This is a genomic window from Telluribacter humicola (assembly GCF_017355935.1).
Classification (GTDB): domain Bacteria; phylum Bacteroidota; class Bacteroidia; order Cytophagales; family Spirosomataceae; genus Telluribacter; species Telluribacter humicola.
This window is the reverse complement of record NZ_JAFIQT010000012.1, coordinates 35,979-60,969: the sequence shown is the minus strand read 5'-3', so window position 1 is coordinate 60,969 and position 24,991 is coordinate 35,979. Positions and strand designations below refer to the sequence as shown.

Annotated in this window: 20 protein-coding genes; 15 read left to right on the top strand and 5 right to left on the bottom strand. The window is 46.6% G+C overall.

What is annotated here, in order from left to right; genetic code table 11:
• Nucleotides 1-45: 45 nt before the first annotated feature.
• Both JUB14_RS26695 and JUB14_RS26690 read right to left on the bottom strand, forming a co-directional pair.
• A complete protein-coding gene (locus JUB14_RS26695) occupies nucleotides 46-4,074 on the bottom strand; it encodes a PIN domain-containing protein (RefSeq protein WP_207509935.1) in 4,029 nt (1,342 codons plus the stop codon).
• Nucleotides 4,062-5,108 carry a ComEC/Rec2 family competence protein gene (locus JUB14_RS26690; protein WP_207509934.1) on the bottom strand — a complete coding sequence of 349 codons (1,047 nt, stop codon included), beginning with the start codon at nucleotides 5,106-5,108 and terminating at the stop codon, nucleotides 4,062-4,064. The genes JUB14_RS26695 and JUB14_RS26690 overlap by 13 nt, the downstream gene beginning before the upstream one ends.
• A 101-nt stretch (nucleotides 5,109-5,209) precedes the next feature.
• Between JUB14_RS26690 and JUB14_RS26685 the strand changes: the two genes are divergently transcribed.
• The 11 genes from JUB14_RS26685 to JUB14_RS26635 all read left to right on the top strand — a co-directional run bounded on the left by JUB14_RS26685 (nucleotide 5,210) and on the right by JUB14_RS26635 (nucleotide 17,633).
• A complete protein-coding gene (locus tag JUB14_RS26685) occupies nucleotides 5,210-5,794 on the top strand; it encodes a restriction endonuclease subunit S (RefSeq protein WP_207509933.1) in 585 nt (194 codons plus the stop codon).
• On the top strand, nucleotides 5,746-7,317 hold the full coding sequence (locus JUB14_RS26680) for a type I restriction-modification system subunit M (protein ID WP_207509932.1): 1,572 nt from the start codon (nucleotides 5,746-5,748) through the stop codon (nucleotides 7,315-7,317). Before JUB14_RS26685 ends, JUB14_RS26680 begins: the two co-directional genes overlap by 49 nt.
• Before the next feature lie 83 nt (nucleotides 7,318-7,400).
• Entirely contained in the window at nucleotides 7,401-8,693 is a 1,293-nt protein-coding gene (locus tag JUB14_RS26675) for a restriction endonuclease subunit S (RefSeq protein ID WP_207509931.1), read from the top strand.
• 16 nt (nucleotides 8,694-8,709) lie between these two features.
• Complete coding sequence (locus JUB14_RS26670) at nucleotides 8,710-9,813, top strand: CBASS cGAMP-activated phospholipase (RefSeq protein WP_207509930.1); 1,104 nt, start codon at nucleotides 8,710-8,712, stop codon at nucleotides 9,811-9,813.
• 12 nt (nucleotides 9,814-9,825) lie between these two features.
• The gene (locus tag JUB14_RS26665) at nucleotides 9,826-10,848 is read left to right on the top strand and encodes a CBASS cGAMP synthase (RefSeq protein ID WP_207509929.1); all 1,023 of its coding nucleotides are present in this window, start codon (nucleotides 9,826-9,828) and stop codon (nucleotides 10,846-10,848) included.
• Complete coding sequence (locus tag JUB14_RS26660) at nucleotides 10,838-11,299, top strand: type II CBASS E2 protein (RefSeq protein ID WP_207509928.1); 462 nt, start codon at nucleotides 10,838-10,840, stop codon at nucleotides 11,297-11,299. The genes JUB14_RS26665 and JUB14_RS26660 overlap by 11 nt, the downstream gene beginning before the upstream one ends.
• 7 nt (nucleotides 11,300-11,306) lie before the next feature.
• Nucleotides 11,307-12,161 (top strand): CBASS cGAMP synthase, encoded by an 855-nt coding sequence (locus JUB14_RS26655; RefSeq protein ID WP_207509927.1) that lies wholly within the window; start codon nucleotides 11,307-11,309, stop codon nucleotides 12,159-12,161.
• Nucleotides 12,162-12,164: 3 nt separating this feature from the next.
• Complete coding sequence (locus JUB14_RS26650; RefSeq protein ID WP_207509926.1) at nucleotides 12,165-12,881, top strand: DUF3800 domain-containing protein; 717 nt, start codon at nucleotides 12,165-12,167, stop codon at nucleotides 12,879-12,881.
• A gap of 1 nt (nucleotide 12,882) precedes the next feature.
• On the top strand, nucleotides 12,883-13,404 hold the full coding sequence (locus tag JUB14_RS26645; RefSeq protein ID WP_207509925.1) for a hypothetical protein: 522 nt from the start codon (nucleotides 12,883-12,885) through the stop codon (nucleotides 13,402-13,404).
• Between the two features lie 222 nt (nucleotides 13,405-13,626).
• Complete coding sequence (locus JUB14_RS26640; RefSeq protein WP_207509924.1) at nucleotides 13,627-16,881, top strand: type I restriction endonuclease subunit R; 3,255 nt, start codon at nucleotides 13,627-13,629, stop codon at nucleotides 16,879-16,881.
• Complete coding sequence (locus JUB14_RS26635) at nucleotides 16,881-17,633, top strand: M48 family metallopeptidase (RefSeq protein WP_207509923.1); 753 nt, start codon at nucleotides 16,881-16,883, stop codon at nucleotides 17,631-17,633. The genes JUB14_RS26640 and JUB14_RS26635 overlap by 1 nt, the downstream gene beginning before the upstream one ends.
• A 63-nt stretch (nucleotides 17,634-17,696) precedes the next feature.
• Here the strand turns inward: JUB14_RS26635 and JUB14_RS26630 are convergent, their stop codons facing one another.
• The 3 genes from JUB14_RS26630 to JUB14_RS26620 all read right to left on the bottom strand — a co-directional run bounded on the left by JUB14_RS26630 (nucleotide 17,697) and on the right by JUB14_RS26620 (nucleotide 19,146).
• A complete protein-coding gene (locus tag JUB14_RS26630) occupies nucleotides 17,697-17,864 on the bottom strand; it encodes a hypothetical protein (protein WP_207509922.1) in 168 nt (55 codons plus the stop codon).
• Between the two features lie 185 nt (nucleotides 17,865-18,049).
• Nucleotides 18,050-18,511 (bottom strand): DsrE family protein, encoded by a 462-nt coding sequence (locus tag JUB14_RS26625; RefSeq protein ID WP_207509921.1) that lies wholly within the window; start codon nucleotides 18,509-18,511, stop codon nucleotides 18,050-18,052.
• 26 nt (nucleotides 18,512-18,537) lie between these two features.
• Nucleotides 18,538-19,146, bottom strand: coding sequence for a TlpA family protein disulfide reductase (locus tag JUB14_RS26620; protein ID WP_229368346.1), 609 nt, complete (start codon nucleotides 19,144-19,146; stop codon nucleotides 18,538-18,540).
• 401 nt (nucleotides 19,147-19,547) lie between these two features.
• Here JUB14_RS26620 and JUB14_RS26615 point away from each other — a divergent pair, with 401 nt between their 5' ends.
• The 4 genes from JUB14_RS26615 to JUB14_RS26600 all read left to right on the top strand — a co-directional run bounded on the left by JUB14_RS26615 (nucleotide 19,548) and on the right by JUB14_RS26600 (nucleotide 24,811).
• Nucleotides 19,548-20,972, top strand: coding sequence for an OprD family outer membrane porin (locus JUB14_RS26615; RefSeq protein WP_207509919.1), 1,425 nt, complete (start codon nucleotides 19,548-19,550; stop codon nucleotides 20,970-20,972).
• Nucleotides 20,973-21,486: 514 nt separating this feature from the next.
• On the top strand, nucleotides 21,487-22,554 hold the full coding sequence (locus JUB14_RS26610) for a c-type cytochrome (RefSeq protein ID WP_207509918.1): 1,068 nt from the start codon (nucleotides 21,487-21,489) through the stop codon (nucleotides 22,552-22,554).
• 191 nt (nucleotides 22,555-22,745) lie between these two features.
• Nucleotides 22,746-24,083 carry an MBL fold metallo-hydrolase gene (locus JUB14_RS26605; RefSeq protein ID WP_207509917.1) on the top strand — a complete coding sequence of 446 codons (1,338 nt, stop codon included), beginning with the start codon at nucleotides 22,746-22,748 and terminating at the stop codon, nucleotides 24,081-24,083.
• Between the two features lie 80 nt (nucleotides 24,084-24,163).
• Nucleotides 24,164-24,811 carry a Crp/Fnr family transcriptional regulator gene (locus JUB14_RS26600; protein ID WP_207509916.1) on the top strand — a complete coding sequence of 216 codons (648 nt, stop codon included), beginning with the start codon at nucleotides 24,164-24,166 and terminating at the stop codon, nucleotides 24,809-24,811.
• The last annotated feature ends 180 nt before the right edge of the window (nucleotides 24,812-24,991 follow it).

Genomic DNA, 24,991 nt, shown 5'->3' with positions numbered 1-24,991 from the left:
GTAGCATAGTTACATTTGTAGTCCTTAATTCACAACCGCCAAAATTCAAGGATTACCCACAACAAACTGCACGTCCTCAACTACATGATCCATATGGTCACCAAGTAACCTGAAATCTCTTTCAATTAGCTTTATAAGCCTTGGTAGAACGGTTGGATTAGCACCATCGAACAAGAAACCGAGTACCTTTCTTGATATCATTTGCTTATACCATAAGTCAGAAGACTCTGAGTAAACACTTTTCAGAAATCTTACTACGGATGATATATTCTCAGGATTGTCATTGAAAAGGGGGCAGATTCCATAAAGGCTTTTTTGAAAAAGTGTGTGTTGGTTCAATGACCTTGTCAATGCAGTATTTGATTCTTCCAGGAGGCGGGTCAAAACACTACTGTCAACAGTTAACCCTCTGTAATTCAGTTTCAACAATTCTGGAAGTAAAACATCTTTATATTCAGCTTGAAAATGATCTAGCAAATAATTTTCTATTGATACAACATTTATATCAAGCGAATTCAAGGTATGATTTTGATGAAATAGCTCATCTGATAATAAAATTCTGTTCGGCTTAGTAGCCAACATAGCCGTTTCTACTACCATTTGTGTATTGACATCAAATCCAGGGGAATCAATACAATACTCGAACATCTCAGGAACCGCCTCTGTTCTCGTGTTCTTACCAATCCAATCAATAATTTTCTGCAACTCGTTCTCTTTCTTTATGTAAAAATCGTTAGGAATTAGTATAGGTGTTACCGAATCTAGGGTTATACTCATCGAATGAGTGCCAGGGCGGGTCAATTTCATCTCTTGGAGCTGTTCCCTTAATGAATCGACAATTCTCTGCGATATAAAATACGGTTTACCCTTATGCGTAAGCCCTGTAAGCTCTTCAAGTTTAATCAAAGTAAATAATGTCGAATAGTCAAGCACTATTTCCTTATCCCCATCGAATGCTAGTCGTTTAACATTTAAAGGAACAACCGGAAACCCATCGTTGTAATCAGACGTGATAGATTGCCATGTTTGATGATAATCATTTTGAACTGCCATAGCCAGTTCTGTAAACCCTATTTCCCTGTTTTTGAACTTCTCAAAGAACTTATTTATTGAATCCTTACGCATTGAACCTGCCGCACCGAAGGTATTCTTAAACTTCTCTATCATCCCCTCGAACCCACCTTCCTCAATTATATTCATCGATTCTACCTCAGGCTGAGTTGCTGGGTTTCTTTCCAACTCGTTATACAGAAGTACTTTTTGACCAACGTACTTATCGAATATCATGGTAATGGTGTAAGTCTTCGCATTTCCCATGGACTTAATATGGACAAATGATTCGCCAACCCGCTTTCCAATGGCAAGAATCACGAGCGGGTTGCTTTCAATCAAAGAGGACTTCAATGAAAGCACAGAATCCTTGCCAGCATCGTCTTTGAGCCGTATGACACAGTCCTCCGTAGCCACCTCAGGATGTTCATAAGGTTCCGATTCCTTTTCCATCACTTCGGTGGTCAAGTAGGCTGTCTTTACCAATGAGTTGTCGGCATTGGCTTGAAGGGTGTCGTAGAGAATGTCCTTGCTCAGCTCGCGAAGACCAACTATCGCACATAGTCCAGCCAGTTTAAAAGCCCGCTGCCATTCTATTTTTGTGGCAACAATTTTAGCCTGCTTTGTCAAGTGGCCCTTGATTTCCTCTTCTTTTCCTGACTTGGCTGCACGAACCATCGCATTGAACAATGAGAACCAGTATTCAGGATTATCAGGATGAGCTTTTAAGCCCGTTCTGGCAGCATCTTCAATCGCTTGATAATCTCGGACATAACTTAAAATATAAAGCTCCAAGTCAATGTAGGCATGGCCAGGCTCGAAATTAAGACGCCAGTGCTTCAATATTTCCAGCAGGCGAGCCGTCTTTGTTCTCATCCCTTGTAGGCACATAATGTACCATTCCAACTCGGGCGAAGGCTTGTCAAAATCAATCAGTGGTTCCAGTATTTCTTCGGCCTGTTTAAGATTACCTATGGCCATCAGACAGGCCACAAACATATATTTAAAACGACGTTCTGTAAAATCCGTATAATCCAGTTTCTCACATAATGCTTTAACTTCATTATGTTTATTTTCCTCAAGGCGAAAACATGACGCCATGAGTAATACTTTTAAATTTTCGTTTTCAAAATCCTTCCCGGTAGAAATGAATTCCCATATTTTGTCAACGGGCCATTTTAGTTCATACAAATAATCAATAATGTTAAACAGGTTAAGGGTATCTGTTTCATCTATAAGGCTTATCTCTTTTAGGTACTCAGTAAAGTACTCTACAGCTTCTTCATGTTTATTAATTTGGGAAAAGGCAAAACCACCAAACTGCCACAAAAGTCCATGCTTCTCAGTCTTAGTTTCTTCCAATAATTTGATAATTTTTTCAAATTCTTTAATTTCTAAAAGGCATATGCACATACATGAAATCCTGCTGGATAAATCCTCTGAAACTGGCAATACTATTTCTTCAAAGGGTGAAAAAAGCTGATCCTCTTGCTGAGTTCCGTTGAACAACTCGTACATTTTGAAAACAGATTGACGGGTTCTCGTTTGCAAATAATGCGTAAACCAGTAATCAAAGCGTGCCAATCTAAATGTCACGCTATCCTGTATTTCTGTATCATTCACACGTTTACCAATAAACCTTAAAAGCTTATTGGCATAGTCCAAAGCAAAATCACTTTTCAAGTCAACTGGTGAATGGAAATTATACACCTTTATTTTTGCGAGGCAGTCCTGCATAATGTACTGAGCCAAGTACCACCAGTAGGAAAGTTCGTCACGAGAGATTTTATCAGGCAGTTTTAAGGCGTCTTTCTCCTCCTGAAAAATTTCAGCAAGTGAGTCTGTAGAAACCTTTCCGCTGATTTTTAACAGATAGTGGACTTTAAGTCGCTTGAAAACAGGATTTCGAGCCACAGATGCATCAGGTAACGTTTCGGGATGAATTTGGCATTTTATTGCCAGCGCGTAGGCATTGAGTGGATCTTCTTCTAGGATTTCGTCTATAATCAAAGACGACTCAACAGGTTGCTCCAAATCAAAATACGCTCTGGCTGCCCTCTCTTTGTGTTTCAACGGCTGGGGATCCAATTTATAAGCATGAATAAACAAGTTATGATACTCCCGATCCGGAACTTTGGTATCTTCCCGTAGGCAGTTTGCTCTGAGGTAGCAACTTCTAGCATTAAGCTTCTTTTTATCCAGCGCACGTATCGAACTGTCTTGGATTGTAGGTATAAGTTTATCCACCGCAGTAAGCGCTGAGAAAGGCATCAGCCGCTCGTATTGTTCCTCGGCAGCTTTCAATTGATTGTTCAGGCTTTCAATCAACTCCGGATTTGATGTTTCTGGCAGAATTTCTTTCCTGATGAAAAACTGTAACTCTTCAAGGTAATGGGAATTTAACAGGTCATTCGCCCCTACCAAATTAACTCCTTCAAAGCGATTTAACCCGTCATTGTATTTGCTCACTACACCAATGAGCACCTTATCCCCTCCGCGAACTACAAAGCAGCCACTACCAGAAAAACCTTTTACTAGGTCCTCAGGCAAACATATTGGGCTGGATTTGGTACGGTTACTACTACCTTTAATCGTCCGCCCAGACGGGGTTTGCAGAATTCCGTCATCTTCTTCCGGTTCCAACGCGTTGACAGCTTGCGGGAAACCCCGAAAAAAATACGGTTCACCTTGGGCATACTCGAGACTCATAGTGATAAAGGGAATCTTTCGGTCTGTGATCAGCGCCGATATTTCCAGAATGGATAAATCGGCGACAGGGTCGTCAATTCTCTTTATCCCATCATTTAATTTATATTTGGTAAAGCCTTTAAGCTCAGGAGTGTACATTTCAACTGCCAGGTCAGCGATTGATTTTATGTCTTTTAAGCAGTGGGTAGCGGTAAAAAGGTAAACCAGTTCGCTTGTCTCGCTTGGTTTGACCAAAACGCAGCTTCCAACCGGATGGCCATTGTTACTCAGCCGGGCACAAAGGCTGTCGATGTTCGATGAACTTACTGATTCCATGTGTATTGGATTTGATTTTCTCGCTGGGCAGGGTAGTGACAGGTGATATTATGGTCGGCTAGCTCTTGGCTTGTGAATATATTTCTTAGAACTGGGTCGTCATAATTGAAATGAAAATTGACGGTACTACCTTCTCTGGCCTTGACAATCCTGGCCAGAGTTTCCTTATGAGGGAAATTGTGGGTGTTCTGGGAATTACTGCTGATTCCATAATGAGCACAGTCAAGCATCTGCAACAACTCGTCGCTGGTATTTGCCTTCGATCCGTGATGTGCGACTTTCATGAAATCTAGCTTCAATTTTTTTTCTTGGCTGTACCCTAATTTTTCCAAAGAAGCGATAATGACCGATGGGACACTGTCTCCTGTGAACAAACCCGTGAACCCATTAAATTCTAAGAGAAAGGCCATGCTACTACGATTACTTAGCGACTTATCCTCGGCAAATTTTTGATTACTGAGATCATTAATACTCTCGTGGTCGTTACGACCTTGGCCTGTGCCTATATCACTACCTGACTTTTCAGACAGTCTAGTCTCTTCCTTGTGCCATTTCTTTGTGAAGCCCTCGAATTGCTCCTCGTCTGGTGACAGGATGGTCAGTGCTACCCCATTGACTTCGTAGGCCTGGCCAGCCAAAATATTATTTCCAGAGGCTTTTCCCTCTCCAATCAGAAAGTCTCGTAGTATGATTCCTTCCTTGATGCTGATCTCTCCGTTTGATTCACTCAAGCGTACTGGGTTGGGTGACCAGTTGAACCAAAATTGCTTTACTGGCAGGTGACCAAACTCTTTAAGAAATGGTAAGATTCCAGAAATATGATCGCTGTCGGTGTGCGTCACCACAAATAAATCGATTGGTTTTTGCGAATCATTAATGCTCAATACCTCAGGTCTTAATGTCCTGAAGTAAGTCCTAACGAAACCTGCATCTATAAATATACAAGCGGCTTGATCTCTCGATTCATCAAAGCACTCAATCGAAATACAATCGCCTTGAAGCACTTGAAATAGCTTGATTAGAACTGTCGCCATAAGTGTGTGTAAATTTAGTTCAAATAGGAACCTTCCATTTTTTATTTCGGTTCCATGATAATATAATTTATTTTTTCTTACATTTGTTCATGCTTATACCCTTGGATCATATTGTGGACATTCAAATTGGCATGGCTTTACGCCCGGCCAAGACAGGTGAGCCTATCATCTTCTTTAATCCGGGCGATTTTGATGAGTATGGGAGGTTATTGTCGATGGAACCGCCAACCCGGCTTAGTCCCGTTAGTGATATAATGGAACGCGCAAGGATTAGGCCGGATGACATTTTATTGATGGGAAAGGGAAGTCGGCATTCGGCTATTTTCTATCGTGAAAAATATCCCAGAGCGGTTGCGTCGGCAGCCTTTTATATTCTTCGGGTAAACGAGCCCGATGTAGTTTTACCTGAATTTCTGGCCTGTTACCTGAATCAGCCCGGAACACAGACACTGCTTGATCGTCGCGTTAGCTCATCCGCAACGGTACCCACTTTGAATAAGAAAGATTTACTCGATCTGCCCATTCCGATCCCTTCAATGGATACTCAAAGGCGCTTAATAAACCTGTACAATACATTTCTAACGATCCAGGGCCTGCACCAACAGATCACGGATCACCACCAAAACCTGATTACTGAATGCTTTTCGACGACCCTATCTCCACTGCTGCCAAGGGAGACCGCCTGATCTCGGCCGACGCCATTAATGCAGCCGTATGGCGGGCCTGTGATACTTTTCGGGGCGTTATCGACCCGGCGCAGTACAAGGACTATATTCTCACCTTTCTATTTTTGAAGTACCTCTCTGACCTGTGGAAGGACCGAGAAAACTTTTACCTGGACAAATACGATGAGACGCCCGATAATTGTCCACGTACTCAACGCGCGCTTGAGCAGTTCGAACGGTTCCGCCTCCCGGAGGAATGCCGCTACGATTACCTCTACGAGCAGCGTAACGCCACTAATATTGGTGAACTGGTGGACATGGCCCTCGACCACCTGGAAGAAGCCAATCGCCTGAAGCTCGACGGCGTCTTCGGCGACATCAGCTTCAATTCCGAGAAGCAGCTTGGCTCTACTCGCGACCGTAACCGCCGTATAAAGAACTTGATCGAGGATTTCAAGAGCATTGACCTCACGCCCTCGCACCTCGAAAGCCAGGACGTTATCGGTGATGTGTATGAGTTTCTGATCGACCGCTTTGCCTCGAACGCGGGCAAAAAGGCAGGGGAGTTCTACACACCTTCGTCGGTTTCTTTACTACTGGCGCGTCTTATGAATCCACGGCCCGGTAGTCGCATCAGTGACCCTACTTGCGGCTCGGGCTCGCTGCTAATTAAGGTAGGGCAGCAAGTGGGTTCGCGCAATTTTGCCCTCTATGGCCAGGAAATTAACCGCAGTACTTTTGCACTGGCCCGCATGAATATGTTCCTGCATGGGTTTGATGACGCGGTAATCCGCTGGGGCGACACCCTCAATAACCCGTTGCTTTTGGAGAATGACAGGCTAATGAAGTTTGACATCGTAGTGGCTAATCCGCCTTTCTCGCTCGACAAATGGGGTGCCGACATAGCCGCTACCGACCGCTTCGCCCGCTTCCACCGGGGCGTACCGCCTAAGTCCAAGGGTGATTTCGCCTTTATCTCTCACATGATAGAAACTACCTACGAGGGTAGCGGCCGGGTGGGCGTGATCGTGCCGCACGGTGTGCTGTTCCGGGGAAGTTCGGAAGGGTTGATCCGGCGGAAACTGATCGAGGAGAATTTGCTGGAAGCCGTAATCGGTCTGCCCGCTAATCTGTTCTTTGGCACGGGCATTCCCACGGCCATCCTGCTGTTCAACCGCGCGCGTACCGATGCTACCAACACCGATGTCCTGTTTGTGGACGCCAGCCAGTCGTACGACGACGGCCGCAACCAGAGTATGCTCAAAAAGAAACACCTCGACCAAATTGTCGAGCTGGTCGCCTCTTTCCGCAACGAACCTCAGGGTACCACCGGCGTCGTGGTCGACAAGTTTGCCTACCGCGCTACCCGCGACGAAATTCGCGAGAACGACTACAACCTCAATATTCCCCGCTACGTAGACACCTTCGAGGAGGAGGAACCGATCGACATCGCCGCCACCCAACAGCAGATTGCCCGGTTGGAAGGTGAATTGGCCGAGGCTAAAAAACGCATGAGTCAATATCTGAGTGAGTTGGGCTTCTGAATTTATTCTGGCCGATTGAATCTAAGCCAAGATTTGGAGTACCGAAAGAATGATGAGAACGAGGTTAACCCCATCGGAAAATAATGGAACCAAAGACAGTTAATAAAGACAAAAAACTAAACTCAAGGAATGGATTCATTGGAGTCCTACCAGAGAAATGGCAGGTAAATCCTTTGGATCAAGTAGCTGAGGTTAAGCAAGGAGTTTCCAAAGGGCGTAATTTCAAAGAGAAAAAAATATTGGAAGTCCCGTATCTAAGGGTGGCTAATGTTTTGGATGGGGAATTTAACCTCAATGAAATCAAAACTATTGAAGTACTGGAATCAGAATTCGCTCTATACAATCTTAAAACCAACGATATTCTCATTACAGAAGGTGGCGATCCTGACAAGTTAGGAAGGGGAAGCATCTGGAAGGACCAGATTCAGGGTGTGGTTTATCAAAATCACCTCTTTAGAATCAGGTGCATAGGGAAGAGCTTATCAGCAGAATTTCTGGCGCAATATATTCAAGGCAGAGCGGCCAAGAATTATTTCTTGTCTTGTGCAAAGCAAACGACAGGAATCGCCTCCATCAATTTGTCGCAGATAAGAACAACCCCGATTCCCGTTCCTCCCTTACCTGAACAGAACAAAATTGCTGCCGTCCTCTCAGCCTGGGACGAAGCCATTCAAACCGCCCGCCAACTGCTGGAAGCCCGGCAGCTCCGTAAAAGTGCTTTAATGCAGCAGCTGCTTACTGGAGAGACCCGCCTGCCGGGTTTTATTGAGGCTTGGCAAGACGTGAAGTTAAACCAGGTATTCAGGAGACTAATGCGTCGAAATGATCAAGGCAATACGAATGTATTAACCATCTCAGCCAAATACGGCTTGATTAGCCAAACTGAATATTTCAATAAGGTGGTGGCTAGTGAAGAAGTTCGAAACTATTATTTATTAAATAGAGGAGAGTTTGCATACAATAAAAGTTCTTCAGCAGGTTATGATTTCGGGGCTATCAAGAGGCTGGATTTATACGAAAGAGGAATCCTCTCCCCATTGTATATATGCCTAGAAATCACGGAAGGAGATAGCGATTTCTATACCCATTTCTTCGAGGCTGGACAGTTAAATCATGGAATCTACAAAATTGCTCAAGAAGGCGCGCGAAACCACGGCCTGCTGAATATCAGTGTCATTGACTTTTTTCAAATAACATTCAAAACCCCATCCTTGTCAGAACAACGCGCGATCGCTACCGTCCTCAACGCAGCCGACGAAGAAATCCGGCTATCCACCGCGGAGATTGAGGTCTTGAAAGAACAGAAAAGCGGACTGATGCAGCAGTTGTTGACAGGGAAGATGCGGGTGCGTATTGAGGAGAAGGAGACCGCTTAAAAGTAACAAAGAGTATATGGCAGAAGAAAACGAGCAAAAACCATTTCGCATCCTGTCCATAGATGGCGGCGGGATACGGGGCATCATTCCCGCTCGCTTTCTCTGTGAGTTAGAATCTCAGGTGGGTAAGCAAAAAGGAGAGCAGGTCCGCATGTGTGACTACTTTGATCTCATTTGTGGAACTTCCACAGGCGGAATTATCGCCATCGGACTTGCCTTGGGAATGCCGGCGAGCGACATTCTCGACCTATACCGTAAGAATGCTCAGCGAATATTCGGACAATCCAACATCGTTTTCAACCTAATGCGTGGGATAAGAATGCTTACCCACGCGAAGCACTCAAACAAAGGTTTAGTAGAAGTGCTTGAAGAAGCTTTCGCTCCCTACTCTTCCGACGGCGTCACCCGACTCGGTCACGCCAAAACACGATTAGTTGTTCCCGCTTATTCGGCCGCTCAGGGAAAACCAGTTGTCTTTAAAACATCGCACCACCCGGAATTGACTCGCGATTACCAGGTACCAGCTTACAGCGTAGCATTAGCGACCAGCGCCGCTCCTACCTATTTTTCTGCCCAAACCTTTTCTTATTCTGACGTTATCACGGGCCGGAACTCTACGATGACCAATTTGGTAGATGGTGGCGTTTTCGCAAACAATCCCGCGTTGATTGGCCTGACGGAAGCCCTAAGCATCGGGATAGAGCTTCCGCAGATAAAGCTCCTCTCGATAGGGACGGGTTCGGAGAATTTTAAAGAGCCTTACGCTCACTACCCTTTGAAAATCAAAAGAGCGTGGGGTGCGGCATCGTACTGGCTAAACCCGCTGTCGGGAATGCCCCTGATCGAGATGATGATGCAGGGTAACTCCGAAATAGTTAACAATACCTTGAAAATACTGAGTGGCGGTTTGGGTCACGCTCAGCAAAATAATTTTCAATACGACAGGCTTCAGGTAAGCTTCGACGGAAAAACCAGGGTCGGGCTAGACACGACAGTCGAAAGAAAGCTAAAAGCATTAGATGAGCAGGGTAGCGAACTATACACCCGCGAAGGCTCTCGCATCGTCAGTTCTTATTTTGAGCGCAAAAGCGCTCCGTACACACCTTCATTTTCACTCTAAATAACAATAATCATGGCCAACTGCCACACACTATTTACCTCGTTCAACGATGATGAACTGAAACTCACCTCAACGAAGGAAGGCCGAATGCGGACCTCCCGTGAAGAGGGGCGTAAACTGATCAGAAAGCACTTCGCGGCCCACCATCCTGAATATAAGCCAAGGTTTTACATTCAGGGTTCGAGCAAAATGCGAACCGTCATCAGGACAGAAGAGGACACGTGCGACATGGATGATGGAGTCTATTTCTTTCCTAAACCTACGGAAAATGCCACGACCATGCAGCAGTGGGTGCTGGATGCGGTTAAAGACGCCACAGACACTCCGCCCAAACACCGTGACAAATGCATCCGGGTGATCTACAAGGGAGATTACCATATCGACCTGCCCGTATATTACCGTGACTCTTCCCTAGGCGACGAGTCGCCTTACCTGGCCGTAAAAAATGTAGGTTGGGACAAAAGTGATCCTAAGAAATTTTGGGAGTGGTACCAGCAAGAAAAGAAAGGTGAGCAGCAAGTGGTCAGCCTGATCAGGTACTTGAAAGCATGGGCAGATTACAAGAGTAAATCATTGAAAATGCCGAAGGGGGTTGCGTTGACGGTGCTTTGCACAAGCCACCGTGTTCTGAATATTCGAAACGACAAGGCTATGTATGAGACGTTGAGAGCCATTCGGGATCGCCTGCAGCGCTTTGAATGCCTGATGCCCGTCACGCCATTTGACGATCTTCTGGCCGACTTCAACGACATTCAGAGCAGTGCATTCCTGGCTGAGCTGGACTCCTTTATTGACGATGCAAATAGAGCGTTAGATGAACCCAATCAATTGAAAGCCAGTAAACTGTGGCGAAAGCATTTAGGCAATCGCTTTCCCGTAGGAGAAGATGCCGATGTTGAAGCGCGGGAAAAAGCACTGTGGGAGAAAGCCGCCCTTATCACATCGGGTGCGGCATATACATCCAAAACGGGTGTAATTACCAGTTCCTCAATCGGTTCAACCAAGAATCTCGATCATAAATTTTATGGGAACTAAAACATTAAAGGGAATAAGGGTCTCCGGCTGGCGTAAGCTGACCGTGGAAAAGGGTATGATAGAAAGTCGGTTTCCCTGTATGAAGTGTAATGAGGTCAATTTACGAACCACGAAGTTGGTATGCTTTGGCCAAATGAAGCCAACCGATGACTCTCCCATATATCGGCTTAGGCTTGAATATTCCGTTTGGGGTAAGCCTGCCATGTATATTGAGGAGCCCGAAATTATCCCCTCGGCTCTGATTCATATTTACAAAGAAGGAAATCTATGCCTTTACTATCCAAAGGAGACTCCCTGGAAAGACCATTTTCACATGAAGGACACGATGCTTCCCTGGACTGCGGAATGGCTGGTGTTTTATGAACTGTACAAGTTATATGGTGTGTGGCTTGGAAAAAGTGCCTCCCACGAAGACCAGGAAAAATCAGAATCAGATGGCCGATTGTCATAAGCTGTTTTTGGAGTTCAACGAAGCACTGAACATTTCACCAACGGTGAAGAAGAAACTTGGAAGTGCCAATAAATCCGTTCGCCAGCACATTAAGAAGCTATGCGCGGAGAAGAGGTATCCTTTCAAGCGCTTCAAGGTACAAGGTTCAAAGCAGCTAGGCACTCTGATTCGCAAATACGGGGAGGAGAGCGATATTGATATAGGGGTTTATTTCTATCCCAAGCCAGATATACTACCAAGGAGTCTAATGGCCGCCATGCATACCATTTTCGTTAATGGGCATCAAAGCCGGACTCAGCCTGAACACAAGAAAAAATGTATCAGAATCCCCTACGCAGGCAAATTTCATATTGACCTTCCCATCTATTATCTGGAAAGTTCGCGTGGTAGGGGTAAATCATTCTTAGCCACCAAGAATGGATGGGTGAAGAGCGATCCGAGGGAATTTGAAGACTGGTTCAACGAGAAAGGGGGAAACGATAAAGAGCAATTGGTTCGACTTGTTCGATATTTAAAGGCTTGGTGCCATCATATTGCAGACGACAGAAGAGTTCCCCAGGGTGTAGCCCTGACCACAATGGCGGGAACGTTCTACAGGCCCATGCTCAGAGACGACCAAGCACTGTTACATATTTTAAAGGGGATTAGCAGGAAACTGTCTAGAGAGTGGTCATGCAAAATGCCTGTTCTTCCAAAGGATGAATTGTTGCATAAATTCTCGGTGTCTGATAGAGCGTACTTCATGCAACAAATCAAGCTTTTTATTACGGATGCAGAGAGTGCTGTGAAAATGCGAAGTGTAGAGCGGGCTTCCACCATCTGGAGAAGTTACCTGGGACGTTATTTTGAAAAGTCAAATTAAACCATGAACATCAAGCGCTACCAAATCTATTGCGACGAGAGTCACCACCTGGAAAACGACCATTCTCCGGTCATGGTGATCGGCTATATAAAAGTCGAAGAGGAGCAGTACGACCGAATTCGGGAAGATCTGGAAGCCATCAAACTCCGTCATCACACGCCCGCTGAGATTAAATGGTCGAAGGTGTCGGCCTCAAGGCAAGCGCTATACGCTGAGTTGATTGCCTATTTCTTTGCCAATCCTCTTTGGTTTCGGTGTGTTCTGGTAAAATACAAAGACAAGCTGGACCACGACCAATTCAACGGCGGTTCACACGATAACTTCTATTACAAGCTGGTCTATTTCCTGCTACGTCCCAATCATGATCAGGATTGTTGCTACCGGGTTTTTCTGGATGTAAAGGATACCAGGGGCCGGGAGAAGTTGCGTAAGATTCGGGAAGTTTTTCACAATCACCACCAAGGCAACTCTCCTTTTGAGACTTTCCAACACCTGCGCTCCCACGATAGCCCGCTGCTCGAATTGACGGATCTGTTTATTGGAGCCATCGCTTACAAAGCCCTTGGAAATCATGAGAAACCGGGGGCTAATACCGCCAAAGTAGCCCTAATCCAACAAATAGAGCGGCTTTCGGGCTATTTTCTGCACTTAGGTACCGAACCATGGGAGCAGAAATTCAATATTTTTGACCATCAGCCCAAACAAAGTTCAAATGACTGATATGGGCAGACTATACGATGAGCCAGACGAGCTGGACGACTTGGAAGAAGCGGAATGGGTTTGGGACCTTCCGGAGGAGGAATGCGTAAAGGATCTTTACGATTATTTTAAGCAGGAATGGGAAAAAACCACCTTTCATTTCAAAGGAAAGCGCGTGAAAGTCAATTTGAACCGTTCCAGGGTGTATGGCTATCTCAACTACCCCGATGCTTTTGTGCATTTGATAACGCGGGAGAGTAAAATGAAGCAACGCCGGGAATTCGATCTCCCTCGGGCCTGCCGACTGCATTGGATCAAGACTATACTCAGGCATTCGGAAGATCCGCTGGTTTGGTATTACGAACACACTGAAGGGGATGGCACCCTCAAACAGTATTATTGGTATGAGCGGCGCGACTACCTGGTAATATTAAAGCCAATTGCCCCTGATCTGCTTTTGGTGACCGCTTTTTGTGTAGATAAGCATGAGAAGATCTTCCATCGGAAGCGCCATCAGCAGTATCGGGATGGGCTTAAAAAATAAAACCGCACTCGGGGTGCGGTACGCAACTTTCGGTATTGCGATTGCGTGGATAAACCACTGACCAAGTCCTTCGCCCTTTGGGAGATGACTTTGCAAAAGTAACATGTTTTGCTTGATATTTCAAGCATTTTTTTTAAAAATCTGTTTATCAAACAGTTATCCTGATGTCTGAATGCATTTTTGCGAATTTTTGATAATTCCAGGACAAGAGAAATTACCGCTATGACCAACCCATCCTTCCGCGAAAACGACGCCAGCCAGGTTCCCGCCCTGCTACTTTTGCAGGCGATGGGCTACACCTACCTGTCCCCCGAGGAAGCCACGCGGCTGCGTGGGAACGACCCCGTCACCAGGCATTCGGGCCAGGTGGTACTGGAACCAGTGCTGCGCGACCAACTGCGGAAGTTGAATAGCTTTTCGCTGAAGGGCGAGGAATACACCTTTTCGGAAGTAAGCCTGACCAACGCCATCTACGCCCTACTCGACTACCCCGTGCAACAAGGGTACCTGGAAGCCAACCGCTACGTCTTCGACCTGCTTACCCTCGGTAAGAGCTTCGAAGAGCAGATCGGGCCAGATAAAAAGAGTTTTTCGCTCCACTATATCGACTGGGAAAACCCGGAACGGAACGTCTTGCATGTGACAGAGGAACTGAGGGTGTCGCGTACAGGTCACGCTCAATCAGCGGGCCGCGACTATTCCTACCGTCCCGATATCGTGTTGTATGTCAACGGCATTCCGCTGGTAGTGATCGAGTGCAAAAGGCCCGATATGGATAAGCCCCTGTCGCAGGCCATCAGCCAACACCTCCGCAATCAGCAGAACGACGGCATCCGGCCTTTATACATCCTTAGCCAGCTACTGATGGCCATCTGCGGCAGCGAGGGGCGTTACGCCACCAACCAAACCAAAGAGGAGTTCTGGCAGCTCTGGCGGGAACGGGAGAACGACGAAAATGCCCTCCCGCTGCAAACGGTAAAGGACAGGAGCCGCAACGACCGCACCTTTGGACAGGCATTGCGTACCAACCCTGACCGCCGCGATCAACAGGAACCAATAAGTGGTACGGCCACCTGGACAGTGACCCCGCAGGATGAACTTCTGTACGCCCTCTGTCGTCCCGCCCGGCTGCTGGATATTCTTTATAATTTCATCGTTTTCGATGCCGGAGAAAAGATCGTGGCCCGCTACCAGCAATACTTCGGTGTAAGGCGTACCCTGGAACGGGTCCGGCGCGAACCCGACATCACAGGCCGACGCCAGGGTGGTGTAATCTGGCACACCCAGGGAAGCGGCAAGTCGTACACGATGGTGATGCTGGCGCAGTTGCTGGCCACCGACGACAAGATCCTGAACCCTAAGATCGTCCTGGTCACCGACCGCGTCGAATTGGACGACCAGATTTACCAGACTTTTAAGCGTTGCGGGCGCGAAGTAGTGCAGGCTACCACGGGGCGACGGCTGGTCGAGTACCTGGAAGATGATAGCGACGCCGTGCTGGCCACACTGGTCCACAAGTTCGACGCGGCCATCAAAGGGTTGCAGCACCCTATCACCCGCCCAAACGTTTTCGTGCTGATCGACGAGGCCCACCGCACCCAGTACGGTACCCTCAACGTCAAGATGCAGCAGGTGTTCCCTACGGCCTGTTTCATCGGCTTCACGGGTACGCCCCTGATGCGCCGTGAGAAGAACACCGCCAATAGGTTCGGCGGCATTATCGACACCTACACCGTGAGAGACGCCGTGGAGGACGGTGCGGTGGTGCCGCTGCTCTTCGAGGGGCGCGCCCCGTTGTTCGAGGTCAACGAGCGGCCCATCGACAACTATTTCAACCGCATCGCCGAACCGCTGAACGACTACCAGCGCGCTGACTTGAAAAAGAAGTTCAGCCGCCGGGACACGCTGACCCAGGGTGAGCAAATCATCTACGCCAAGGCCTGGGACATCAGCACCCATTTTGCCAACACCTGGAAAGGTACCGGATTCAAGGGCCAATTGGTGGCACCCGGCAAAAAGGCGGCGGTACGCTTCAAGCGTTTTATGGATGAAATCGGACTGATTACCACTGAGGTGCTAATTTCGCCACCCGACGACCGGGAGGGGAACGAAGACGCCTACGGCCAGACCAGCAGTGAAGTACAGACGTTCTGGAACCATATGATGGATCGCTTCGGCAGTCCCAAACAATACGACGAAACCCTGCGCCAGTTGTTCAAGCAGAGCGACACTGCCCCCGATGTCATCATCGTGGTCAACAAGCTGCTGACGGGATTCGATAACCCGATTAACGTGGTGCTGTACCTCTGCGCCAAGCTGCATGAACACACGCTTTTCCAGGCTATTACCAGGGTAAACCGAAAAGCACCCGGCAAGGACTTCGGCTACATCATCGACTACGATGGCGTTATCGCCGAACTCGCCAGGGTGCTGGAAATTTACGCCGACCACTTCGAGGACTTCGAGACAGCTGACCTGGAAGGCACGGTATCAGATATGCGTAGGGAACTGGCCCGCTTGCCCCAGGTTCATTCGGAAGTCTGGGATGTGTTTAAGAGAGTCACTAACCGACACGACTTGCCTGCCTACCAGAACATCTTGGCTGATGAGGCTGTGCGGGAAATCTTCTTCGAGCGGCTGTCGGCATTTAGTCGCCTGTTAAAAATGGCTTTCTCCAACCACGAATTTGTAACAACTATCCCAGAGCCCAAGCAACTTCGCTACCGGGACGATCTTATTTTCTTTCAGAACCTACGGCGAGCAGTAATCAATATCTACGCCCTGGAAATTGATTACGGTCAGTACGAACCCCAAATACAGAAGCTCATCGATACGCACGTCGTGTCCGACGAGATTGTACAACTGACCGAACAGGTTAACATATTCGACCGTGAACGGTTCGAGGAAGAAGTTGCCCGTATCGAGGGGACGGCTTCGCGGGCGCATGCCATCGCCGCCCGCACCGATCGTACGCTCACCGAGCGGATGGGGGAAGACCCGGCCTTCTACCGCCGTTTCTCTGAAATGATTCGTGAGACCTTAATGCTATACCGGGAGGAGCGCATCAGCGAAACCGAGCTATTGAAGTCCATGATTTCCATCCGCGATCAAGTGATCAACCGTCCCGTTGACAACCTGCCTCCGACTGTGCGCAACCGTCCTACCGCTACTGCTATCTACGGAATACTGCGGGATAGTTTAGGAAACAAGGGGGAAAATGGGGCCACTTCGGTTCTAGATGCCGAAGCAGCGGGAGAATGGTCAGTGCGTGCCGAAGAGGTGTTGCTATCCAATTTAGTGCAGGATGAATGCGTAGTGGTCGATTGGGTGAACCGGTCGGAAATTGTCAACCAACTTCGTTTTGCCCTTGATGACTGGGTTTGGCAACTGGACGATGAGCTGTCGGCTCACCTCACATTCGACCAAGCCGATGAGTTGATTGGAAAAATTGTGCAATTAGCTAAAGCCCGATACTAATGTCATTCGCCTTAAAAACAAATCTCGTCGAAACAAGTGAAGAAGAAATCCGCTACGGCTCCGTGGTCGTCCGCTTCGCTGTGGCTCGTAGTCCACGGAAAACCCTTTCCATTACCGTAGATACTTCGGGGGACGTAGTGGTCAAAGCTCCATTGGATGCCTTGACGGAGCAAATCAAGATAAGGGTAAGGAGCCGGGCAGGCTGGATCATCCGGCAGCAGGAACGTTTTCGCCAGCTCAACGCCCACACCACACCTCCACGTCGATACGTATCGGGCGAAACACATTATTATTTGGGCCGACAGTACCGTCTTAAAGTGGAAGAACAAACAGTTAAATCTGTTGTATTTCTTTCGGGAAGGATTGTGATTACTACGCCAGACAAAACCGATAAAAAGTTAATTTCCTTACAGTTGGGCGAATGGTATCGACAGCGGGCACGCCTTTTTATTGTCCCCCTTTTCAATCGCTGTTTGGCTAAACTTCCCATCGAGGAATACCAAAAAAAACGGGTGCAAGTAAAGCTGGTTCGAATGGAAAAACGTTGGGGAAGTTGCAGTTCTCAAAGCATTATCCGGCTAAACCCGGATTTGATCCGTGCCTCCAAGGGCTGCATTGAATACATTATTTGGCACGAATTGGCACATATTCTAAACCCATACCATCGAAAGCCCTTTTATGAGTTGCAAGATCGCTTGATGCCGGACTGGCGCGTGTGGGAAGATCGGCTTCGGCAGTTTAGACCTGACTGAGATAAAACGATTCATTGAACATATCCCTTTTTCAGTTCTTCGAGGATCGGTCCTATTTTCCGGTTACGCCAGGCCACCTTTCCAGACACCTTTTCTTGCGGTCCGCTGCCGCGGGATGAACTCGACTTTCCCCAGATTTTTCTCGTTGGCCAGGTGTAGAATGTCAGCTTTGTTTTTTTCCAGGTCCTTGTCCAGAGTGGAGACACGTAGATAGACAATATTCTGGGGCATTTTGTAGTGATTAGATGAAAACCTTATTTAAAGATTTATTTATAATAATAACGATGTAATATCAAAAGGTTTTCATCTAATTATCTATATGGTTTATATGACTGTTTATTCTATAATATTTTTGCTGTGACTTGTCCTGAAAAGTGTTGACTATTTGTTGTTAATATATATTGACCAACCCTATATCAAGGATGTATATAAGCCCACCCTTCCTGTTGTCTAATGATCAACTCTCCATTCCCACTGGGGACGTAGCTAACGAATGAATAAAGATCCTCTCTTTTGATATCTCGTTCACGCATTGTATTCTCGCACATAGCCAGGATTACCTTTTGCTGCTTTAGTTGGCGCAATAGTTCTTCGTAAGGACTTCCTATTTTAAATGCCGCTAGCCCCTTTCCGTGTACAACCAGTTCTACGTCTAGTTTATTAATTAGTCGAGAATCACTAAGAGCATTCCTGATATTCTTCAAAGTAGCTTTAATGTGAGCGTCTTCATCGGAATTAAGCTGGTAAACTACCTGATACCTTGTTTTAGTAGCTAATGCCCCATGAAAAGGAACCGTGTTCACTGTGGTCTGGGCATGTATGAACGCATTAGCAATAATAACCAGGTATAACGCGAGAAAAAGAGCCTTTTTGATCATGGTATTAAGTTCTTGTTAATAATGCATTACTTATGAAGGGAGCTTAAGTACTGGCGAAAATCATCCGTATTGTAATTAGCCATACCCTCAATACGTTGAACGATTTTCCCATCGGTATCCAGAATTAGGGTAGTAGGAATCGCCTGAGACATAAAATCCTGAGGAAAAGGACCTGCTGGAACATATACGGGAAATGAAAACTCTTCCTGCTTCACATATCGCTCTGCCTTGGTAGGGTCATCATCTAATGATAGCATGACAAAAGCTACTTTATCCTTATCCATTAATTGATATAGCTTTTCGATAGCAGGCATTTCCGCTCGGCAGGGGGGACACCAGGTAGCCCACTGATTGAGAAAAATAACCTTACCCTTTAATGATTCCATCGTTACTATTTTTCCATCAAGTGTAGTCATTGTAAAATCGTAGCCACTATGCGGATTAGCTGCGTTCGCTTTACCTGCAGCTGAGCCTTCTGTTGTCTCCCCATGATTGACTTGGCCAATATCAGGATTCATAAGACCAGTAGCTAAGATAAGCCGCTGCATCTGTCCGATTACCTGCGTATGTAAACCTGTTATGTATAGAAATCCAAAAACAAGTAAGGTGATCACCCAACCAGGTATTTTGTTCATTAGACTCATCAATTTGTTCATAAATGCTTTTGTTTGGGATATACTGGCCTCAGTACTCTGTAAATTTAAGAAGCTAAAATTTCCCTATTTGTGACTTTTGTCACAGGTAAGAGTAGAATAAGAGAGTAGCAGCCCTGGCTGCTCAGAAAAATACATATTGATTATTAGGGATTATGGAGCTACAGTTTGGTTATTCTATCAACCAGTTCCGCAAGCCTTTTCTGATTAACATCTTAGCTTTGTGTTATATAATATACCATTTCTGTCTACATGCAGCTTGGTATAAATGATGGTAAAAACCTTTTTAGAATTTTACTCTACCTACTGTATCTGTAACTTAAATCACTGAAAGTAGCTACACGTCAACCTAGTTTTGTATCGGATATTTTTTCTGAAAAACTATGTTGAACTACCTAAAAATTCCTTTATGGGCAATCCTGCTGAGTTTTATTGATGCTTCAGTAGAGGCTCAGGTGCACAGCAGCCAGCAATTTACCCATAAGGCAGAAATACCTGACTCCACGGCTGACTTACACCACTTTTTTCAGCGGGGGCACTTTCATGGCCATGCCAGGTCTTACTGGATGGGCACCGATAATAAAAAAGGTCTCAGCGACGCCTATGCCTGGGGAGTTGGGGCTGGCATTGGTTATCAGACGCCACGTATTGCCAGACACGTTGAGTTGGGGCTAAGCGGGTTTTTCATGTTCAATGTACTTTCATCGGATCTTTCCCGTCCTGACCCCAAGACAGGGTTACCTAACCGGTATGAAGTGGGTTTGTTCAATCTAAAAGACCCTAAGGATCATGAAGATCTGGATCGGCTGGAGGAGTTGTATCTTAGGTACCATTTTGGTAAAAGGTCAAAAGTCACCTTAGGCCGCCAGATCCCGCACAGTCCGTTCATCAACCCCCAGGATGGCAGGATGCGGCCTACCCTTACCGAAGGTCTGGCACTGGAATGGCGAGAACTACCTAATACCGTAGTTCAAGCTGAGTACCTATTCCGGATCTCGCCTCGTTCTACGGTAGAGTGGTATGGCGTAGGAGAGAGCATGGGACTTTATCCGGTTGGCATTGACTCCAAAGGAAATCCCTCCCAATACAGTGGACATACGGAGACAAAGGGAGTATTTCAACTAGGTGTTTCCCAGAAAATGGGTCATCTGCATGTACATATTTGGGACAACTACGTAGGGAATGTGTTTAATACCGCCTATGCTAAAGCCGAACTTACTTCACCCATTCGTAATGGGTACCAGTGGCACGTGGGTCTTCAGGCGGGACAGCAACAGGCGCTTGGAAACGGTGGAAATCCTGTTCCGGAAAAGGCCTACTTTCCCCTAAATGTCAACTCCTTATTCTTTTCGGGCCGGATCAGTTATAAAGCTCCACAAGGGTCAATTGCTCTTAATGCGACCAGAATAACAGCCCATGGTCGTTACCTGATGCCCCGTGAGTGGGGCAGAGAACCTTTTTATACGTTTCTTCCCCGTGAACGGAACGAAGGAATGGGTGATGTTACAGCTGGGAGTATAAATGTTTTTTATACTCCCTCATCTCACTGGAAATGGGAGCTTAGCTCAGGAATATACAGTCTACCCAAGCAAAATAACTTTAGGTTGAATAAGTATGGAATGCCCAGCTACAGGCAGTTGAATCTAGGCATGAGTTATCATTTTACTGGGCTATTGAAAGGTTTGGATGCCCAGCTGCTGGTCGTACGGAAAGATCGCCTACGTAAGGCTGATATACTTTATGATAGAGCTGTTTTTAATAAAGTCGACATGAACCACTACAATCTCATCATTAACTATCACTACTAATAGGTGTAATAAAAGGCTGAGGTTTTGTCTTCCTTTTGCATGGTAGAATCATATGAATCTAGAACTGCCAGACTGGAAGATGACATTTTCCAACTTATCGGAAAGGATCATTCTTTGTCTTCGGCAGGAATGTTACAAGCCTTCTCCTAGATGTCATGGGGCGCTTGGTGGATCTATTTTGCTTCAACATATCATTTAAAATGATTTACGTATAGAGGGTATCGTTCATTTGTTGACCAAAATATTTAAAATCCATGTTCAAAGCTCAAATTCTCCTCAAGGCTCTTCTGATAGGTAGTCTTACACTGGGGCTAGCTCCTTTTTTCCTGAGCCTCATATCGTGGGGAAGATACGGTGGATAGCAGGGGGAGCCCGTGGTATGCAAAGGGTTGATTGGCTGGATTTCGCTTTTCATGGAGCACCCTGGCTGGGGCTGATGGTAGTTATGTTGTACTGGCTGAAAAAGCCCAACTCCAAAATATAAACAATTAACTTTCATTCTCTTTTATTTTCAATGGCACAGGAAGACTCTTTTAAGAAGACCATCCGGTCCTTACAGCAGGCATTACTCACATTGGCAGGCCTGGTGTCTACAGCAGTTGTTATTGTCATATGGGGCGCCGGTTTACAGCTGGGTTGGTTTAGCCACTTTACTCAAAAGACGAACATGAATACTGAAATTACAGGAAGACGCACCCCACTTGCAGCAGATTCATTGTGGCGTCCACCTGCCCAGTCACTCATGAATACGGCTCAGGAAGCGGATTTGATCAAGTATGGTCAGGACCTAATTGTGAATACTGCTAAATATTTAGGCCCCAAGGGAAATGTGGTGTATAGTTCGAATGGTATGAATTGCCAGAACTGTCATTTAGAAGCAGGAGGAAAGCCCTGGGGCAATAATTATGGGGCCGTAGCCTCTACTTTTCCAAAATACCGGGAGCGCTCCGGGACCGTTGAGAATACCTCAAAGCGTGTCAATGACTGTTTTGAACGAAGCTTGAATGGCAAAGCCCTAGACACCAACAGCCGTGAAATAAAAGCTATTGTTGCTTATCTACACTTTGTGGGACGAGATGTTCCCAAAGGTAAGACGCCTCGTGGTACAGGAATCTGGCATGTTCCATATATGGACCGTGCGGCGGATCCGGAAAAGGGTAAATTGGTTTATCAGCAGAAATGTGCCTACTGCCATGGATCTGACGGTCAGGGAGTAGGAAAAGCTGGTGGGACTGGCTATGTGTATCCTCCTCTCTGGGGAAAGAACAGCTATAATAAGGGTGCTGGCTTGTATCGTATTTCACGATTGGCGGGTTACATCAAAACCAGCATGCCCTTGGGAGCGAGCTGGGACAAACCGCAGTTAAGCGATGAAGAATCCTGGGATATTGCTGCGTATATTAATTCCAGACCCCGTCCCGCCAAAGATCTTAGCCGGGACTGGCCTTCTATAGCTGGAAAACCGATAGATCATCCTTTTGGTCCCTATACAGACCCATTTAGTGAGAAACAACATAAGTTTGGTCCTTTCAAACCCATCAAACAATGGCAGGACCAGCATACATTAGCCAGAAAGAAATAACTCCAACTGAACCAATTGGTTTTTCCTGATGCTTAACCTCGCCCTTACATATTGCGAATCCTATGTGTTTGTGTGACAAACATCACTGTAGGGCCTCTGGCAGGATTGTAACTTTGTATCATCAAAAGCTGATCACCCGAATAAGTTCTTGATCATCTCATCTCATTTTAAACATTATTACTCGATTCGTTATGATAGTTAAGCAATTTGAAGATAAAGGATTAGCTCATTTTTCCTACGCCATTCTGAGCGAGTGTCAGAAAGAGGTCGTATTAATTGATCCGGCCCGGGATCCGCAGCCTTATTATGACTTTGCTGAAAGTCAAGGAGCTAAAATTGTAGGGGTGATTGAAACCCATCCCCATGCGGACTTTATAAGCTCACACGTGGAAATCTACCAGAAGACAGGTGCAACCATCTACGCACATAGTCTGGTAGGGGCTGATTACCCCCACCAGCCTTTTGATGAGGGAGCTGTACTGCAGGTAGGAAAGATCCGGCTGAAGTCCCTGCATACCCCCGGACACTCGCCGGACGGGATCAGTATTGTACTGGAACATAAAGGACAGGATAAAGCCGTGTTTACCGGAGATACTCTTTTTATCGGAGATGTAGGACGGCCCGATCTGCGGGAGAGTGCTGGAAACATTACGGCTAAACGGGAGGAGCTAGCCCGACAGATGTATCAGAGTACCCGCCAAAAGCTCATGAAGCTGGATGATGACGTAGTCGTGTATCCGGCCCATGGAGCCGGGACTCTCTGTGGCAAAGGTTTAAGCGAGGCCAACAGTAGTACCATTGGAGCCGAGAAAATCAGCAACTATGCCTTACAGCCCATGTCAGAAGAAGAGTTTGTAAAGCTCCTGCTGGAGGATCAGCCCTTCATACCTAAATACTTCGGATATGATGTGGCGCTCAATAAAAAAGGAGCACCGGCTTATCAGCCCAGTGTGGAGGCTGTAAAAAGGTTGAGCGAAAATTACAAGCCCCAGCCCGGAGCAATCATTGTGGACGCACGTCCTGAGGATCTATATAAGAAAGGCCATCTGCCGGGAGCAATCAATATACAGGATGGTACTAAATTTGAAACCTGGTTGGGAAGTATCGTGAGCCCCCAAGAACCCTTTTACCTAGTTGCTCAGACGGAGGAACAACTGGATGTGCTAGTAGCGAAAGCTGCCAGGATTGGATATGAAACACTGATCAAAGGAGCTTTTGTGCAGAACAGAGCGGCGGAGGTAGCCTCCTCAGAAATAGATCTGGCCGATTTCAAAGACAATCCCGATAAGTATACCATCGTCGATATCCGTAACAGCTCAGAGGTAGCGATTCAGTCTTATTTTGAGAAGGCCCTGAACATTCCTCTGCCGGAACTACGGGAGCGGGCACAGGAAATACCGGGTGATAAACCCGTCGTAGTCCACTGTGCAGGCGGGTATAGTTCGGCGGCCGGAAGCAGTATTATAGAAGCCGCCCTGCCCCATGTAAAGGTGCTTGACCTGAGTGAAGCAATCAATGATTTTAAGTAAATAATTACCAGGAAAGCCAGTGCCAGGCAGGCACTGGTTAATTCTGTTTTTTACGAATGGTATTTATATCTAAAATTTGGATGGAAGCTTTACAAAGAAAGGTATTTATCGAGCTGTTCCCGCAATTAGAGCCCTCACTGCTAGAGCAGATTCTGGCCACCTGTACCATTCGAAGCCTGGAGGAAGGCCAGGAGGTCCTGCGCACGGGTCAGTACATCCGCTCCTCGGTTCTGGTACTCAGTGGGCTACTGAAAGTGTGCCGGGAGGATGAGGAGGGAAACGAATTTTTGATGTACTACTTAGAGCCGGGTAGTGCCTGTGCGCTTTCCATGCTATGTACAGCCCGGGATGAAAAAAGCCCCATTATGGCCAAGGCAGTCGAAAGCTCTGAAATCGTTCTAGTCCCTGCCCACCAGTCAGAACCGTGGCTTGCACAATATAAGAGCTGGCAAAACTTTGTCATCAGTGCCTATCGCCAACGCTTTGAGGAGCTGCTCCTGACGTTGGATAGCGTTGCATTTAAAGGTCTGGACGAGCGGCTCCTCTTTTATCTGAAACGGCACGTTAAAGTGGGAAGCAGGGAAATAAAGCTCTCCCACCAGCAGATCGCCTATGAGCTCAACAGCTCACGGGAAGTAATCTCTCGCCTCTTGAAGAAACTGGAACAATCCGGAGCGGTTACCCTACACCGCAACTCTATTGAAGTGCACAGGCTGGAGATGGTTTAGAGAGTACAGTACCTCTAGCAGCTAGTAGCAAGCGGAAGGCCCGTGGCCTCTTCGCTTTTTTGTTTTTTATAATACGTATAAAGGTAAGAGTTATATATACACTGATATAACTAGGATGATCAAAATTAGGCTTTACCTACTTCTCCCCGCCAGAACACAATGGATGGCGTATCTCACCTT

Coding starts and splice junctions, on each gene's coding strand:
- JUB14_RS26695 (WP_207509935.1), bottom strand. CDS start 4,074: ATGGAATCAGTAAGTTCATCGAACATCGACAGCCTTTGTGCCCGGCTG.
- JUB14_RS26690 (WP_207509934.1), bottom strand. CDS start 5,108: ATGGCGACAGTTCTAATCAAGCTATTTCAAGTGCTTCAAGGCGATTGT.
- JUB14_RS26680 (WP_207509932.1), top strand. CDS start 5,746: ATGCTTTTCGACGACCCTATCTCCACTGCTGCCAAGGGAGACCGCCTG.
- JUB14_RS26675 (WP_207509931.1), top strand. CDS start 7,401: ATGGAACCAAAGACAGTTAATAAAGACAAAAAACTAAACTCAAGGAAT.
- JUB14_RS26670 (WP_207509930.1), top strand. CDS start 8,710: ATGGCAGAAGAAAACGAGCAAAAACCATTTCGCATCCTGTCCATAGAT.
- JUB14_RS26665 (WP_207509929.1), top strand. CDS start 9,826: ATGGCCAACTGCCACACACTATTTACCTCGTTCAACGATGATGAACTG.
- JUB14_RS26660 (WP_207509928.1), top strand. CDS start 10,838: ATGGGAACTAAAACATTAAAGGGAATAAGGGTCTCCGGCTGGCGTAAG.
- JUB14_RS26650 (WP_207509926.1), top strand. CDS start 12,165: ATGAACATCAAGCGCTACCAAATCTATTGCGACGAGAGTCACCACCTG.
- JUB14_RS26645 (WP_207509925.1), top strand. CDS start 12,883: ATGGGCAGACTATACGATGAGCCAGACGAGCTGGACGACTTGGAAGAA.
- JUB14_RS26640 (WP_207509924.1), top strand. CDS start 13,627: ATGACCAACCCATCCTTCCGCGAAAACGACGCCAGCCAGGTTCCCGCC.
- JUB14_RS26635 (WP_207509923.1), top strand. CDS start 16,881: ATGTCATTCGCCTTAAAAACAAATCTCGTCGAAACAAGTGAAGAAGAA.
- JUB14_RS26630 (WP_207509922.1), bottom strand. CDS start 17,864: ATGCCCCAGAATATTGTCTATCTACGTGTCTCCACTCTGGACAAGGAC.
- JUB14_RS26625 (WP_207509921.1), bottom strand. CDS start 18,511: ATGATCAAAAAGGCTCTTTTTCTCGCGTTATACCTGGTTATTATTGCT.
- JUB14_RS26620 (WP_229368346.1), bottom strand. CDS start 19,146: ATGAACAAAATACCTGGTTGGGTGATCACCTTACTTGTTTTTGGATTT.
- JUB14_RS26615 (WP_207509919.1), top strand. CDS start 19,548: ATGTTGAACTACCTAAAAATTCCTTTATGGGCAATCCTGCTGAGTTTT.
- JUB14_RS26610 (WP_207509918.1), top strand. CDS start 21,487: ATGGCACAGGAAGACTCTTTTAAGAAGACCATCCGGTCCTTACAGCAG.
- JUB14_RS26605 (WP_207509917.1), top strand. CDS start 22,746: ATGATAGTTAAGCAATTTGAAGATAAAGGATTAGCTCATTTTTCCTAC.
- JUB14_RS26600 (WP_207509916.1), top strand. CDS start 24,164: ATGGAAGCTTTACAAAGAAAGGTATTTATCGAGCTGTTCCCGCAATTA.